This window comes from Lactobacillus crispatus, assembly GCF_018987235.1.
Lineage (GTDB): Bacteria > Bacillota > Bacilli > Lactobacillales > Lactobacillaceae > Lactobacillus > Lactobacillus crispatus.
The window spans coordinates 613,952-628,819 of record NZ_CP072197.1; the positions used below are offsets into that span (position 1 = coordinate 613,952).

The 14,868-nt window shown below is 36.5% G+C and carries 16 protein-coding genes, 1 pseudogene and 1 other annotated feature (1 of these 18 running past the window's edge); of the genes and pseudogenes, 14 read left to right on the plus strand and 3 right to left on the minus strand.

Features of this window, described 5'->3' with window-relative positions:
* The first annotated feature begins 10 nt into the window (after positions 1–10).
* The 7 genes from rsfS (at position 11) to J6L97_RS03165 (ending at position 6,738) form a co-directional block, all read left to right on the plus strand.
* Positions 11–358 (plus strand): ribosome silencing factor, encoded by a 348-nt coding sequence (gene rsfS, locus J6L97_RS03135; RefSeq protein ID WP_005719884.1) that lies wholly within the window; start codon positions 11–13, stop codon positions 356–358.
* A gap of 3 nt (positions 359–361) precedes the next feature.
* Entirely contained in the window at positions 362–1,513 is a 1,152-nt protein-coding gene (locus J6L97_RS03140) for a nucleotidyltransferase (RefSeq protein ID WP_057726824.1), read from the plus strand.
* 2 nt (positions 1,514–1,515) lie between these two features.
* A complete protein-coding gene (locus tag J6L97_RS03145; RefSeq protein ID WP_057726825.1) occupies positions 1,516–2,079 on the plus strand; it encodes a DUF177 domain-containing protein in 564 nt (187 codons plus the stop codon).
* A 168-nt stretch (positions 2,080–2,247) separates the two neighbouring features.
* On the plus strand, positions 2,248–2,964 hold the full coding sequence (locus J6L97_RS03150; RefSeq protein ID WP_054832915.1) for a response regulator transcription factor: 717 nt from the start codon (positions 2,248–2,250) through the stop codon (positions 2,962–2,964).
* Positions 2,942–4,519, plus strand: a complete 1,578-nt coding sequence (locus J6L97_RS03155) for a HAMP domain-containing sensor histidine kinase (protein ID WP_143436826.1) — start codon at positions 2,942–2,944, stop codon at positions 4,517–4,519. Before J6L97_RS03150 ends, J6L97_RS03155 begins: the two co-directional genes overlap by 23 nt.
* Before the next feature lie 438 nt (positions 4,520–4,957).
* Entirely contained in the window at positions 4,958–5,488 is a 531-nt protein-coding gene (locus tag J6L97_RS03160; protein ID WP_223875948.1) for a CPBP family intramembrane glutamic endopeptidase, read from the plus strand.
* A gap of 68 nt (positions 5,489–5,556) precedes the next feature.
* The gene (locus J6L97_RS03165; RefSeq protein WP_054832916.1) at positions 5,557–6,738 is read left to right on the plus strand and encodes an SLAP domain-containing protein; all 1,182 of its coding nucleotides are present in this window, start codon (positions 5,557–5,559) and stop codon (positions 6,736–6,738) included.
* Between the two features lie 207 nt (positions 6,739–6,945).
* On the opposite strand, the gene J6L97_RS03170 is transcribed toward J6L97_RS03165, so the two are convergent.
* The 3 genes from J6L97_RS03170 to J6L97_RS03180 are packed head-to-tail and all read right to left on the minus strand — an operon-like array spanning position 6,946 to position 8,762.
* Positions 6,946–7,434: a prolyl-tRNA synthetase associated domain-containing protein gene (locus J6L97_RS03170; RefSeq protein WP_057726827.1), complete on the minus strand. Its 489-nt coding sequence runs from the start codon at positions 7,432–7,434 to the stop codon at positions 6,946–6,948.
* Positions 7,435–7,480: 46 nt separating this feature from the next.
* Positions 7,481–8,446 (minus strand): membrane protein insertase YidC, encoded by a 966-nt coding sequence (gene yidC, locus J6L97_RS03175; RefSeq protein ID WP_057726828.1) that lies wholly within the window; start codon positions 8,444–8,446, stop codon positions 7,481–7,483.
* Positions 8,447–8,489: 43 nt separating this feature from the next.
* On the minus strand, positions 8,490–8,762 hold the full coding sequence (locus tag J6L97_RS03180; protein ID WP_005723409.1) for an acylphosphatase: 273 nt from the start codon (positions 8,760–8,762) through the stop codon (positions 8,490–8,492).
* Positions 8,763–8,861: 99 nt separating this feature from the next.
* On the opposite strand from J6L97_RS03180, the gene J6L97_RS03185 reads away from it, so the two are divergent.
* The 7 genes and pseudogenes from J6L97_RS03185 to J6L97_RS03215 all read left to right on the plus strand — a co-directional run bounded on the left by J6L97_RS03185 (position 8,862) and on the right by J6L97_RS03215 (position 14,700).
* Positions 8,862–9,629 carry a TrmH family RNA methyltransferase gene (locus J6L97_RS03185; RefSeq protein ID WP_013086657.1) on the plus strand — a complete coding sequence of 256 codons (768 nt, stop codon included), beginning with the start codon at positions 8,862–8,864 and terminating at the stop codon, positions 9,627–9,629.
* Between the two features lie 107 nt (positions 9,630–9,736).
* Positions 9,737–10,087, plus strand: a complete 351-nt coding sequence (locus J6L97_RS03190) for a winged helix-turn-helix transcriptional regulator (protein ID WP_013086656.1) — start codon at positions 9,737–9,739, stop codon at positions 10,085–10,087.
* Positions 10,088–10,308: 221 nt separating this feature from the next.
* The gene (locus tag J6L97_RS03195; RefSeq protein ID WP_005728142.1) at positions 10,309–11,487 is read left to right on the plus strand and encodes an IS256 family transposase; all 1,179 of its coding nucleotides are present in this window, start codon (positions 10,309–10,311) and stop codon (positions 11,485–11,487) included.
* 280 nt (positions 11,488–11,767) lie between these two features.
* Positions 11,768–12,427, plus strand: coding sequence for an amino acid ABC transporter permease (locus tag J6L97_RS03200; RefSeq protein WP_023488242.1), 660 nt, complete (start codon positions 11,768–11,770; stop codon positions 12,425–12,427).
* A complete protein-coding gene (locus J6L97_RS03205) occupies positions 12,408–13,079 on the plus strand; it encodes an amino acid ABC transporter permease (protein ID WP_013086654.1) in 672 nt (223 codons plus the stop codon). The genes J6L97_RS03200 and J6L97_RS03205 overlap by 20 nt, the downstream gene beginning before the upstream one ends.
* Before the next feature lie 9 nt (positions 13,080–13,088).
* Positions 13,089–13,824: pseudogene (locus tag J6L97_RS03210) on the plus strand (amino acid ABC transporter ATP-binding protein).
* A 6-nt stretch (positions 13,825–13,830) separates the two neighbouring features.
* Positions 13,831–14,700, plus strand: a complete 870-nt coding sequence (locus J6L97_RS03215; protein WP_023488240.1) for a transporter substrate-binding domain-containing protein — start codon at positions 13,831–13,833, stop codon at positions 14,698–14,700.
* Positions 14,701–14,739: 39 nt separating this feature from the next.
* Positions 14,740–14,868 (plus strand) — a binding site (T-box leader); it runs 79 nt beyond the window's last position.

Genomic DNA, 14,868 nt, shown 5'->3' on the forward strand with positions numbered 1-14,868 from the left:
GAGAAAAATATTGACTAGTCAAGAAATTTTAGATTTTACTACCCAAGCAATTAGTGACCGTCATGGTGAAGATACTGAAGCTTACGATATGCGTGGAATCAGTATTTTAGCTGATTACTATGTCATTACCAGTGCAGGCTCTAATCGTCAATTACATGCGATCGTTAACTCAATTGTTGATGCGGCTCACGAAAACAACTACACTGACTACCGTATTGAAGGTACCAGAGATTCTAACTGGCTTTTGCTCGATTTAGGTGATGTTGTAGTCAACGTCTTTACTAAGGAAGCACGTGAATTTTATAACTTGGAAAAGCTATGGGCTAACGGTAAGCAAGTTGAATTGAAGGAAGATTAAGCAATGAGTGTTGTTGGGATCATTGCGGAATTTAATCCTTTCCATAGTGGACATGAGTTCTTGCTAAATCAAGCACGCTTGGTTGCTGGTAATGATCCAATTGTGGTGCTCATGTCTGGTAACTACGTGCAACGTGGTGAGATGGCGATTATGAGCAAGTGGGAGCGGGCTAAGGTGGCTTTACAATCTGGTGCCGATTTGGTATTTGAAACACCATTTTCAACGGTAGTGGAACCAGCTGATCTTTTTGCTCTCGGAAACATTGAACAACTTGCTAAATTAGGCGTAACTGATTTAGTCTTTGGTGTAGAAGATGCTAACCTGAATTTTGCTTATTTGGGCAAAAGAATTGCGGAAATTCCCCAGAATCACATGGATTTTAGAGATTATAGCCAAACTTATTCAACACAATATAACCAAATGGTAGCGCATGAAGTAGGCTATGAAGTTAATCAGCCAAATGCTATTTTGGGGTTAGCGTATTCAGTAGCTAATCATAATTTAGGTTCACCATTAAACCTGCATCCGGTCAACCGAATTGGAGCAGGACATGATGACCTTTTACAAAGAGAAAAAGTTGTCCAAAGTGCCAGTGCGATTCGCAATTTATTGCTGCATGGTGAAGATACTGAAAATTTAAAGTATTGGATGCCTAAAAAAGAAGCAGCAGTGTTAGCTAAACAAAAAGTTTATCCTAATTGGAATTTGCTTTATCCGTTTTTGAAGTATCGAATCGAATCATCTTCAGTTGAAGATTTGCAACGAATTTACCAAATGAGTGAGGGGCTTGAATACAAGATGAAGCAAGAAATTCATTTGGCACGCGACTTTACTGAATTTTTACGGCATATTAAGTCTAAGCGGTATACATATTCTCGGCTGCGTAGGTTAAGTTTGTATACATTGCTCAATGTTACTCAAGATGATATGCTTGCTAGTTTTAATCATGAATCGTTGATGCTTTTAGGTTTTAGTAAAACAGGGCGCAAGTTTTTGAAGCAACAACGTAAAGATTTTCAGACAGAAATTGTTTCAAAGGTCGATAAAAGAAGTGCTAAGAGCGGTTCTTTGGCTTTACAAGTTAGGGTAGATCGTTTATTTGAACAAATAATGGGTGTTGATCAAAACTTTGGTCGACGGCCAATCGAGGTGTAAAAATGTTAGAACTTAGTTTTTCTAGGATTCAAAATTCCAAGGAACCATTAACTCACATTGAACGTGATTTGGAAATGCGTCCAGAATTTTTTAAGCGTAGTAAAGATCTACTAATTGATGCGAAAAATGTAAAAGTGAGCGGTGACTTGTTCTATCAAGAACCATTTGTGACTGGCAGTTTTCATGTGGCCGCTGATCTGGTTGTGCCATCAAGCAGAAGCCTTAAGCCGGTAGACTATCATGAAGATTTTACTTTTACTGAAAACTACCTTGATCGTAAGCCAACCAAGGAAGAATTGGAAGAAAACGATACTATTGTACAAGTTGAGAATGACCAAATTGACTTGCAAACAGCGGTAGAAGATAATATTTTACTCCATATTCCAACTACTATTTTGACTCCTGAAGAAAAAGAAAAGAATATTTTCCCAGAGGGTCAAGGTTGGGAAGTTGTTTCTGAAGCCTCTTTTGAAGAAGGCAAGAAGAACCAAGTTAACCCAGCTTTTGCTAAATTGAAGGTCTTGCTTGATGGGCAAGATAATGATAAGGACAATAAAAATAAGTAATAAATGTAATTGAAAAATATGGTGGACAATCAAAGAAAATTTTTACTTTGATTGTTTTTTAATCTTGTGTTAGAAGCAATTTTAAAGTATCCTTTAATTATAAAAACATTTTTTAATTAATTTATTAGTATTAGAAAACCAAATTGATCTACGAGGAAATGAATTAACATGGCAAAAATTCTAATTATTGAAGATGAAAAGAACTTATCTCGCTTTGTCGAGCTTGAATTGCAACATGAAAATTACGAGACTGTTGTTGAGAATAATGGTCGTAAGGGATTAGAAGATGCATTGAGTCAAGACTTTGATGCTATCTTGCTTGACTTGATGTTACCTGATTTAAATGGGTTGGAAATTGCACGTCGTGTTCGTCAAGTTAAGACTACGCCAATTATCATGATGACTGCACGTGATTCAGTGATCGACCGTGTTTCTGGTTTGGATCATGGCGCTGACGATTATATTGTTAAACCTTTTGCAATTGAAGAACTTTTAGCTCGTCTTCGCGCAGTGTTACGTCGCGTTAAAATCGAAAAGGACGCATCAAAGGTTACTGTTGCTAAGCAAAAGATTGTAAAATTTAAGGATTTGACAATTGAAACTGCTAACCGAATTGTGCACCGTGGTGATGGCAAGGCAATCGATTTAACTAAACGCGAATACAACTTATTAATGACCTTGATTGAAAATAAGAACAACGTAGTTAGTCGTGATCAATTATTGAATAAGATCTGGGGTCCAGAATCTAATATCGAAACTAACGTAGTTGAAGTTTATGTACGTTATTTACGCAATAAGATTGACGCTCCAGGTCAACCATCTTACATTAACACGGTTCGTGGTACCGGTTATATGGTAAGAGATGAAGATGATGATCAAGAATAAAGACGAGGAAAAAGAGGCCAAGCACTCATCGCTAATTGTGCGATGGGTTAGTATCGTTGCATTAACGATTACGGTCTCTTTTGTCATATTTTCAGTTGTTGCCTATCAAATTGTTAGTCATCAATCGATGGAACAGCAACAAGAGGCATCTAATAATGTAGTTATCACGATGGACCGGACATTAAGTTCTATTCAAGATGAGCTAGAAATCTCAAATGTAATTCCTGCTCTGTCACCGTCTACCAGGCGTATTTTGAGGGGCGGTCCTGCTATTAGCAAAAAAGATACAGAGAATAAAGCATTTAGTGATAGCCTGATTTCATCGATTTCGAATCCAGATATTAATGTAGCAGTTTACAACAAACATGATGAAATTGTTTTTACTAATGGTAATTCTGCACCTAAGCTAAAAGAATTTGCCGGCAACCAACTTGAAGAAGTAGTAAACCGAAAAAAAGGCAAAATGCTTTTAACCTACCAGAAAATCTATTCTGAGGTAAATGGCAAATTAACTGGCTATGTAGTGGTTTCTAATAGTATGACTTATTACAATAGCTTGATGAGTAATTTGCTTCATTGGATGGTAATTATTTCACTGATTGCAATAATTATCTTCATTGCAATTTCTTATATTTTGGTTGTTAATGTAGTTCGGCCAATTAAGACGATGTCTAAGGTGGCTAAGGAAGTTAATGCTGATCCTAATAGTGAGGCTAGAATTAAAGAACTACATCGAGATGATGAGTTAGAAGAATTAGCTACTTCGATTAATCAAATGCTAGACCGGATGCAAGGTTACATTGAGCAACAAAAGCAATTTGTTGGTGATGTCTCACATGAATTAAGGACACCAGTGGCAGTAATTGAAGGGCATTTGAACCTGCTTGAAAGATGGGGCAAGGATGATCCGCAGATTTTGGATGAATCAATTAAGGCTTCGTTGCAAGAAGCTGATCGGATGAAACATTTAATTCAGGAAATGCTTGATTTAACTCGAGCCGAGCAAATCGATGTTCAATATCCGTATGAAGTAAGTGATGTTAATGAAATCATCCGCAGAGTGGTCGCTGATATGGCAATGGTTCATCCTGACTTCAAGATTCAGCTGGATGAGGATGATTTACCTGATGATACAGAGATTCAAATGTATCACGGTCATTTGGAACAGTTGCTAGTAATTTTGATCGATAATGGGATTAAATATTCGACTGATCGCAAGCAGATTAATGTTTCAGCTGGTGTAACTAAGAAGAATGTTAATATTATTGTGCAAGACTTTGGTGAGGGGATTTCTGAAGAAGATCAAAAGAAAATCTTCAATCGCTTCTATCGTGTGGATAAGGCTAGAACCCGTGAAAAAGGTGGCAATGGTTTAGGTCTATCGATTGCACAAAAATTAGTTGCTAGTTATAACGGAACAATTAGTGTTGAATCTGTTGAGGGTCAGGGCAGCCAGTTTAAATTGAAGTTCCCTCGGTTGACTAAGAAAAAAGCCGCTAAGTTAAGAAAATTAAATGAGAAGAAACAAATGCCTAAGAGCAATCTTGAGGCATAAACAAAATCCTATTAAATCAAGGTTTGGGTACCAAGATTTAATAGGACTTTTTTTCTCTAGAGGCTTAGGTATTAGAAAATAAGAAATAAAATGCTCCGAAAATAATTATAATTTTTATTAATTTAAGCGATATAATTAGCTAAAAATATTTAAACTTAAGGGATGTGACGTAATGAAAGAACGCATTTTTTCAAGGAAATTCTGGCAGAAAGTTTTTAACTATCAATTGATTATCTGGTTTCTCTTGATGATTAGTTATACTTTTTCTCAGCGGAACAATCATTTTTATTTTATAGGGGATTTGTTCAATCTAGCTTTTAGTACGGCGATCATGGGATTGAACTTTTACGTGCAATTTAAAAAGGATTCCAGCAAGACTAATACTCAAATTGTTCGCTGGCTGACCATAGTAATTTTTCCTTTCAATTTTTGCTAAATTTGGCATATCACTGGGAATTTTTTGCTAAAAAACCTGCCGGCTATCGAGATTCTATTAGTATTACTGCTATGGGCGGTTTATATTTTCTTGCTAGTTCCAATTGCAGTTGTACATATAGATTCCCAAAGTATCGCATCCCTGTTGCAATCTATGGTTCAGCAATTTTGTTCGGCCTTAGTCATTTAAGTAATTTTGGCTGGCATGGAGAAAGTTTTACTGCAACAATTGCACAAGTTATTGGCGTAATGGGGAGCGCCTTTATCTGGGCAGAATTGTATCTCTATACAGGAAAACTATGGTTGCCGATGATCTATCACTTTTTAATGGATTATATTTCTGATTTGCAATCTGGTTGGAATTCTGCTGGCTGGTCTTGGAATGGCGAAATCACTGATTATATTTATACTGTATTAATTGTTGGCGTTCCATTGCTATTCTCAATTTGGATGCTTTTCGGTAAAAGAAGACAAGTAATGGAAGATAATGCAGATTTGATTTTGAATCTAAACGGTAGGCAAAGCATGATTTAGCAGTGACTTATATTAAAGGGACTATAATGTATATGCAAGGGTAAAATAATTAAGAGAGGTCATAAATTATGAAACTTAAGAGAATTGTATTAAGTATTGTGGCTGGAACTGCGCTTTTTGTTCCTGCAGCTTTAGCGGGTCAAAATCAATTAACACCGGTAGTTCGGGCAAGTACTCTGAAGAATAAGATTACAACTGTTAAGAGCTATACCAATCCAACTTTGTATAATAAGAATGGTAAAGAGCTAGGTAGTCAAGATCGGATAAATTTTAAGAAACCGATCAATTTTTATGGTCAACCAATTGTTATTCAGGGACCCAGGGTCAGTGCTTTTATTAATCTTAATGGGATGCCACAAGCTATTGTTAATGGTGAAACCTATGCAGATTTAGGTGATGGTGGTTATGTCAACATGAAATCGGTTGGTAGCTATAACTGGAATAATAATGAGATCGGAATTATTAAAAACACCTATATTTACAATAGCAAGGGTAATCGTTTATCAACTTATCGCGGTGGCAAGGCTTATTTAACTAAAGGTAGCAAGATTAAATATGCTGGTAAAAGTTGGACTAATTATCCTGATTCATATTTTAATTTAGGTGATGGGACGTATTTAAAGTCTAATAACGTTAATACCATGAATGGAAAAGGCGTTTTGAAGCTGAATGCTAACACTGCTATTTATAATAAGAATGGTAAGCGTATTAGCTTTAATGGACAACAGGTTTTTCCTAAATACTCAATTATAAATTATGCTGGTAAGCGTCGCACTAAGACACAAACTGACGATTACTATTACACAAACTTAAGTGGTAGTAAATCATATGCAATTAAGAATTATAAGATTAAAGGTCAAGACTATTATTACATTGGCAGAGGTGCTTATATCAAGGCAATGAATGTTGGTCGCATCAATGGCAATCCGGTATTTCGTGATGGCGGTGCAACTACGATTGTTCCGCAGACAGATTTGTACATCTATAATTCTAAATTAAAGAAGACCAAACAATCTGTTAAGAAAGGACAAAAGATTAGAGCTTTAGATCCAGTTGTTCTTGGTAGTGGTGATATTGCCCAACTATTTTACAGAATTAAGGGAACATCTAACTATGTTTCCTGGGGTGATTATAGTGAGTATGGTTTTGAAGATGATGAGCACGTGGGCTACTTCAACTTTCGTGTTAGATTAAATCCTGTTAAAACTATTGAAAATGCCGCTACACGGGCCGCTGAAGAATCAGATTAATTGGGAGTGAAGACGTTATCCATTTGGATAGCGTTTTTATTAGATTATGAAAAATAATTAATCTGAAGTGTCTAGGAAAACTCTAAAAATTGAAAACTCCTACTAAATCTTGGCATAATAAGCCTTGATATAGTAGGAGTTTTGTTTTGATTTAAAGCCAAAAATCGATTAAAAATAGCTTTTTCTCAGATACAAACTTAATTTTTTCTATAGAGATCTTTCTTCAAACAAATGACCATAGGAACTTAAAATTCTAGCTAAATCCGTCCAAGTAAGACTGATAGTTTTGGTATTATCATTGGGATGGACGCCAACATAATTATTTTCCTCCATGGCCGCTTGGTCCACAATCAAGGGAATAGTGTTGCTAGAATCATTGAGTAAGTTAAAGGGTGAAACCGTACCAGATTTAACCTTGAGTTTTTCCTCAAGTTCATCTTCTGAAGCAAAAGTTAGACTAGGAGAAAGTAATTCACTTTGTGCTTTTTTCCAGTCAACTTTTTTATTCTCAGGCAACATGAGTAAATAATAATTTTTTCCGTTACGCGATTTAATAAAAAGATTCTTGCATTTAGCAAAATCTTTGTCTTTTAGGTATTTATCTGCTTCCTCACTTGTATAAACTGCTGGGTGAGAAAAGACTTGATAGCTAATATCATGGTCGTCTAAAAGTTGTAGTATTTCTTGAGTGTTCATTTTTACTCCTAACAAAAAATCAGGAATTTGATCCTGATTTTTTTCATTATTTACGTTTTTGTTTACCTTTGTTGCGGTTACGTAGGTTTTGGTGTAGTTCTTTCTTAGCTTCAGTTGTAGCCTTGCTTTGACCGCTATTGGAGTTAAACAAAGCATCCACTTTTTCTTTAGTAATAACAGTTTCAATTGGCTTATCTTTTAGTTCATCAGCAATATGCTTCTTAACACTAGGTGTAAGGACAAAGGTAACGATTACTTGTTGGATAATCATTACTAAGTTACCAGCAGCCCAGTAAAGAGCTAAGGCACCAGAGAAGGATAAACTGAAGAACAAAGTCATAATTGGGTTAACAATCATCATTGATTGCATGGTCTTCTTTTGTTCTTCTGGAATACCAATTAGTGAGATATAACCTTGAATAACGGTAAAGACAGTCGCAATAATGGCTAAAACAACAGATTTGGAACTTAGAGAAATACCAAAGAATTTGGATTGTGCCAATTGAGGTGAATAGAATACCGCTTGATAAATTCCCCACATAATTGGTAACTGAATAATTAATGGCAAGCAGCCCATTCCACCAGTTAATGAAACTTGGTTTTTAGAGTAAAGCTCTCTTTGCCAAGTTGATAAAGTCATTTGTTGGTCAGGGGTGATCCCCTTGTGTCTCATTGCATTTTGAATCAACTTCATTTGCGGTTGCAGACGAGCCATTTTTTCCTGTTGACGTACACTCTTGTTTTGCTGTACTAACATCAATGGCATCAAGATTACACGTACAACTACCGTAATAATCACGATTCCCCAACCAGCACCATTATCGCCGCCAATCATGTGCGCGGTTTGAATCATGATATTTTGTAAAGGTCGGCCTAACCATTGGTAAACCCAACCGTAAATACCGCTGTGCGGTGCAACGTGTGGATCAGTTGTTGCCCCACAGGCACTTAATACAAGAGTAGCTACTGCTAATAAAGCCAGTACTCCAGCGTATCTTTTAATTTTTTTCATTTAAATAAATCACCACTTAATTTCTATCTAAAAATGTATGTCTCTAATATAATACATGAAAATCATGCATTTTTTCTACACCTGGAACCGATTCTTGACTAATATTTTGAATTTGGGCAAATCCAGATGCAGTAGGTAGTTTTTCAATAAAGCGGTCGATTTTATCACTGTCTGCTTGTAAATAGATTGTAACGGTACCATCTGCATTATTTTTAACAGTGCCAGGAATACCCATCTTGTTAGCTAATGCCATGGTTGACCAACGAAAGCCAACGCCTTGAACTAAGCCTGAACAAATTAATTTTCTTGTTTCCATTTTTATCTCCCTTATTTAAATTAAGTTCAATTTTGATTTTAGCATGATCAAAACAGATTATCAGTTATAATAGGTCTTGAATGTAAAAAGGAGAAAATTATGCAACAGATTAGTTCAGTTAATAATGCAACAATTAAGAAATTAGCCAAATTAAAGCAAAAAAAATATCGTGATGATGAAGGTTTATATTTAATTGAAGGTTTTCACTTGTTTGAAGAAGCTTTAAAGGCTGGTAAAAAATATCAATATATTTTAGGAACCAAAGAAGCACTCGATCAAGCTGATAGCAATTATGAAGTTGACCTAAGTGGTAAAAATGTTTTGTTAATTAATAAAGCTATTGCGCGGCATTTAAGTTCAACTAAAAATTCACAGGAAATTTTTATGGTGTTAAAAATTGATCAACCAAAAGAATTTCCGTTTAACTATGGTAAATGGGTTTTGCTGGATAATTTAGCTGATCCAGGTAATGTCGGGACAATCATTAGAACTGCGGATGCAGCTGGCTTTGATGGAGTAATCCTTTCACCAGAGAGTGCTGACTTATACAATCCTAAGACGCAACGAGCAATGCAGGGCAGCCAATTCCACATCGATTTAATTAAACGTGATTTGGCTGACGTAATCACTGATTTTCAAGCTGCTGCTATTCCAGTTTATGCTTCAATGCTTGACCGCTCAGCTAAGCAATTACCTGATTTTGAAAAGGTACCTCAATTAGCGTTGATCATTGGTAATGAAGCACATGGTGTCAGCCCAACCATTGCTTCTTTGGCTGATGAAAAGCTCTATATTCCAATTAAAGGACAAGCTGAATCACTCAATGCCGCTGTCGCAGCCGGGATTATGATTTATCACTTTGCTTAGCACTTGTAATTAGTAAGTGAATTTACTATAATAATGTTAGTAATACTGAAAAATATTTTATATAATATTATTTTTACAGGGATTATATAATTATGGAGGGACTTACGATGCAAGAAGTTAAAGAAAAAAAGGATACAGCTCCTTGTAAACCAGAAGATTATGAGTTGTGCTGTCACTTTGTTGGTGCTTTTAAGATTATTGGCAAAAAGTGGAATGGTTTAATTATTAGTTCACTTTGTGATACCCAAGATATGCGTTTTAAAGATTTAGCACGAACGATTGAGGCATGTAGTGATCGAGTACTCGTTGAACGTTTGAAGGAACTAGAAAAAGAAGATATCGTCAAGCGTAGTGTTGATCAGAATACCGGCATCATTTTATATGGTTTAACTAAAAAAGGTGCTGAACTTAAGCCAGTTTTTGACCAAGTACATAATTGGGCTGACAAATGGGCTTAGGGTATTGACATTAAGTAAGAAAAAAAGTATATTACTTAATGTAAGTTGCTTATTTAAAATAAGACAAGATGAAAGGAGTACGAAAATGGAGAGACTGTAAAATAGTTTGTGTAAGGATGAATGATTCCTTAAATTTATTTCTTTAAACATTAGAAAAAGGAGTTCCTTTCTCGTATGATTGGTTTGAACAAAAAAACACATACAGAAAGAAGAACTCCTTCATGAATGATTTTACCAAAGATTTTGCTCAAGCTCTATTCAATCCAGACAAAATAAATGATTTATTGCGCAAAGAGCTACAACAGGCTGTTAATAACTTGCTAGAAGCTGAGTTGACTGCCTTTCTAGGCTATGATCCCTATGCCAGAAATGGCTGGAATACTGGCAATTCTAGAAATGGTGCTTATTTCCGCAAGGTTGATACCCAGTTTGGACCAATTGAAGTGCAAGTGCCTCGAGACCGCAACGGTCAGTTTCATCAGCACACGCTGCCTGACTACAAGCAGCACTCTGATGTTTTGGAAAGCACGATTATCAAGCTATACTCCAAAGGCGTAACTACCAGAGAAATCGCTGACTTGATTGAGAAAATGTATGGCAGTCATTATAGTCCAGCTCAAGTATCAAATATTTCCAAGCAGATGCTCCCCAAGATTGAGGCTTATCACAAGCGCAAGCTAAGCGACAAGTTTTTCTGTGTCTATTTGGATGCGACATACCTTCCTTTGCGCCGAGAAACGTTTGAGCGTGAAGCAGTATATATTGCCATTGGCATTAAACCTAATGGACATAAGGAAGTCATTGACTACTGCATTGCTCCTAGTGAGAACATTGAAGTTTGGACAGAGATGCTTCAAAACATGAAGTCCAGAGGCTTGAAGCAAGTTGAGCTTTTTCTTTCTGATGGTGTTGTTGGCATGAAAACAGCCTTGGCCAGGACTTATCCTAAAGCTCATTTTCAACGCTGCCTGGTTCATGTCATGCGCAATATCTGCGCTAAAGTACGCGTCGACGATCGTGAAAAGATCATGAACGAATTCAAGCAGATACATCAACAGACAAGCAAAAAAGAAGCTGCAGCTGTCTTGCACAAATTCTATGCCAAATGGAATAAAGCTTATAGCCATGTCATCAAAGGTTTGAAGGAAATTGAGCCCGATCTGCTAGTCTTCTACAATTATCCCAAACAAATCAGAGCTTCAATTTATTCAACCAATATGATTGAATCCTTTAACAACGTCATCAAGCGTAAAGCTAAGCCTAAGGCAGAATTTCCAACTGAACAGTCGCTTGATGCATTTATTGGCATCCAGGCAATGAGCTACAATGACCGTTATTTCAATCGAATTCATAAAGGCTTTGGTCAGGTTCAGGACACCTTAGAATCCTACTTTGATTAAATAAATAATTAAAAAATCAATTTACGAGAAAGATCTATTTACACAAAAGATTTGACAGTTTCAAAATGGAATTTTTAAGTATGAGAAATGTTAATACTGACTGTTGTTCTTGTGTATCTAACATTGCTTTTAATACTCAAGAATTCAGTTTGCGTATGCCTAAATAGCTTTAATTAGAAATAAGGAGATTTACGTCAACTGGAGTAGCGTAGATCTTTTTTTATTGTTTAAAGAGACCTATGAGAGTGGGTCTCTTTTTTGTGTGATTGGGGGATTTTTAATGAATTGGACAATTATCCAACAAGCCTTGCCTGTGTTTGCTCGGGGATTTGAGCTAACGTTATGGCTTTCACTAGTTGGCATTGTGGGCTCAATTATTGTGGGGATTATTGTCAGTCTGGTGCAATACTTTAAGGTGCCTGTATTAAGCCAAATTTTGACAGCATATGTTGAATTAGCTAGAAATACACCGCTTTTAATTCAACTTTTCTTTTTATATTATGCCTTTCCAGTAATTGGCTTAAAAATGTCCGCTGAGGTCTGCGGCATCATTGGCTTAATCTTTTTAGGTGGAGCATATATGGCTGAAGGCTTTACCGGTGGTTTTAATGGCGTAAGCCCTAGTCAGATTAATAGCGGTAAAGCATTAGGAATGAACAACTTACAATTAGCTCGCTATGTGGTTTTTCCACAAGGATTTAGCCTAAGCATGCCGGCTTTAACCGCCAATATTATTTTCTTAATTAAGGAAACCTCGATTTTTTCAGTAATTGCGATTCCGGAGTTAACTAATACAGCCCTTGACTTGATTGGGATGTATTACCATTCAAATGAATATTTATTGATGCTGGTAATTGCTTATGCGATTATTTTGATTCCAATTATTTTATTATTAACTTGGCTTGAGAGGAGAGTACGGTATGCTTCATTCGGGGATTAATGTTTTGTTTGAAGGAAGTAACTTTGCCCGTTTGATGGCAGGGCTATGGACCTCGATTTGGATTGCAGCTTTGTCACTAGTAATTGGCTTGGCTGTAGGAACAATTTTTGGTATTTTGAGAACTTTTAAAAATCGTCCATTGCGTTTTGTTTTGCGGTTGTACTTAGAATTCTTCAGAATTGTGCCAACCGTAGTTTTACTGTATTTGGTTTATTATATTTTGCCAAGAAGCTTGCACGTCAATTGGCCAGCTACTTGGATGGCGGTATTAGCTTTCTCAATGTGGGTAGCTGCTGAGTTTAGCGATATTGTTCGTGGTGCATTGGAATCAGTACCCAAAACGCAGCGTGAATCTGGCCTAGCACTGGGTCTAAATCGCCTGCAACTGTTCCGTTATGTCTTGTTGCCTCAAGCAGTTAAGTTAGAACTACCAGCAACAATCAACTTGGCTACTAGAGTAATTAAGACCACTTCTTTATTAATGATTATCAATATCATGGAAGTAATCAATGTCGGTCAACAAATCATTGAAGCAAATAATCAACAATATCCAGCTGGTGTGTTCTGGGTATATGGCTTTATCTTTATCTTGTATTTTATTTTGGATTATCCCTTGTCTGCATGGGCAAAACGATTAACTGCTAAGAATTAGGTGAATGAAATGACAGAAGAAGTTTTAAGAGTAGAACATTTAAATAAATTTTATGGCAAGCATCAAACTTTGTTTGATATCAACTTTAGCTTAAATAAAGGCGAGGTATTGACCTTATTGGGACCTTCTGGTTCAGGAAAAAGTACTTTGCTGAGAACGGTGAATGGGCTTGAAGAATATGAGGGTGGCGCAATTTATTTTCACGGTAAAAAAATAAATCCTAGTCCGAAGGAATGGCAATTGTTGCGCCAAAAGATTGGGATGGTCTTTCAAAGTTATGACTTATTTCCCAACTTATCCGTGATGGAAAATATTTTATTGGCACCGGTAAAAGTTCAAAAACGTGATGAAGCTGAAGTTAAACAAGAAGCAGTTAAGTTATTAGAGCAAGTCGGTTTAGCTAATTATGCAAAGGCATATCCGCGTGAATTATCAGGTGGACAAAAGCAAAGAATTGCGATTGTGCGTGCTTTGATTATGCATCCCGAAGTAATGCTCTTTGATGAGATTACTGCTTCGCTTGACCCTGAAATGGTTCGCGGCGTGCTAGATATCATGCAAAGATTATCTGATAACGAACATATGACGATGATCATTGTTACGCATGAGATGAACTTCGCTGCGAGAATTGCCGATAAGGTGCTTAGAAGACGGAAAAATTTTGGAAGAGACACCAGGCAAAGAATTCTTTACTAAACCTCAGACTAAGCGGGCACAAGAATTTTTAGAGAGTATGGATTTTTAGGTGTGAATGATGGCAAAAAAGATTTTTAATTGGATCATGGCTGTCCTCTTTGCGGTAGTTGTGGTAATTGCTGGTTATTTTGGAATTACGCGACCAGGAATTAACGGCACTGCTTCAGGCGACAGATGGAATAATGAAAATAATGTATCTTCAATTAAACGTCGTGGCTATTTAAGAGTGGCTGTCTTTGGCGATCTACCGCCTTATGGCTGGGTTAATTCACAAGGTAAGCGTGTTGGCTATGACGTGCGCCTAGCTCGCAGAGTGGCGAAAGATTTGGGCGTAAAACCTAAGTTTATTCAAGTTAATGCCAATAATCGAATTGATACCTTGAATTCTAATAAGGCTGATATTGTTTTGGCTAACTTCACTTTGACACCAGAGCGTAAAAGCGTGGCTAGTTGGACTAAGCCATATATGAAAGTATCGGTTGGGGTGATTTCCCCTAAGTCAGCTCCGATAACTAGTCCAAAACAATTGAAAGGAAAAAGCGTGATCGTTACTAAAGGGACGACAGCAGAGAACTATTTTACTAAACAAAAAGGCGTAAACTTGCTTAAGTTTGACTCGAAAACTCAGCAGTTTAACGCGATTAAAAATGGCCGTGGTGCAGCTTTGGCCGATGATAATTCTTATCTGTATGCTTGGGTTAAGCGAAATCCTAAATTTACTGTCGGCATTAAGACGATTGGACCTAACCAGTATATTTCTGGTGCGGTAAAGAAGGGCAATAAGTCCTTACAAAAATGGATGGATCGTGAGATTACCAAATTGAATCGCGAAAGCTTCTTTACTTACGATTATAATAAAGAATTGAAGCCATACTTTGGTAAGGAAATTAGACCAAGTGACATTGTTTTGCCACAAGGTAAATAAAAAGCTTGCAAGAAACAGGTAAAAGAAATATCATATTAATTAATTACTGAGATCAAGACTAGTAGCAGATATTTTTTCTGAACAGAGAGTCTTCTTTCAAAAGCTGCAAGAGAAGATAGAAAGAACGCTGTGAATTTCATCTTGGGAGTAGGATCTAATCAATTCCGG

Coding starts and splice junctions, on each gene's coding strand:
- J6L97_RS03145 (WP_057726825.1), top strand. CDS start 1,516: ATGTTAGAACTTAGTTTTTCTAGGATTCAAAATTCCAAGGAACCATTA.
- J6L97_RS03200 (WP_023488242.1), top strand. CDS start 11,768: ATGAATTGGACAATTATCCAACAAGCCTTGCCTGTGTTTGCTCGGGGA.
- J6L97_RS03215 (WP_023488240.1), top strand. CDS start 13,831: ATGATGGCAAAAAAGATTTTTAATTGGATCATGGCTGTCCTCTTTGCG.
- J6L97_RS03150 (WP_054832915.1), top strand. CDS start 2,248: ATGGCAAAAATTCTAATTATTGAAGATGAAAAGAACTTATCTCGCTTT.
- J6L97_RS03170 (WP_057726827.1), bottom strand. CDS start 7,434: ATGAACACTCAAGAAATACTACAACTTTTAGACGACCATGATATTAGC.
- J6L97_RS03180 (WP_005723409.1), bottom strand. CDS start 8,762: ATGGAAACAAGAAAATTAATTTGTTCAGGCTTAGTTCAAGGCGTTGGC.
- J6L97_RS03205 (WP_013086654.1), top strand. CDS start 12,408: ATGCTTCATTCGGGGATTAATGTTTTGTTTGAAGGAAGTAACTTTGCC.
- J6L97_RS03165 (WP_054832916.1), top strand. CDS start 5,557: ATGAAACTTAAGAGAATTGTATTAAGTATTGTGGCTGGAACTGCGCTT.
- J6L97_RS03140 (WP_057726824.1), top strand. CDS start 362: ATGAGTGTTGTTGGGATCATTGCGGAATTTAATCCTTTCCATAGTGGA.
- yidC (WP_057726828.1), bottom strand. CDS start 8,446: ATGAAAAAAATTAAAAGATACGCTGGAGTACTGGCTTTATTAGCAGTA.
- J6L97_RS03185 (WP_013086657.1), top strand. CDS start 8,862: ATGCAACAGATTAGTTCAGTTAATAATGCAACAATTAAGAAATTAGCC.
- J6L97_RS03155 (WP_143436826.1), top strand. CDS start 2,942: ATGAAGATGATGATCAAGAATAAAGACGAGGAAAAAGAGGCCAAGCAC.
- J6L97_RS03195 (WP_005728142.1), top strand. CDS start 10,309: ATGAATGATTTTACCAAAGATTTTGCTCAAGCTCTATTCAATCCAGAC.
- J6L97_RS03190 (WP_013086656.1), top strand. CDS start 9,737: ATGCAAGAAGTTAAAGAAAAAAAGGATACAGCTCCTTGTAAACCAGAA.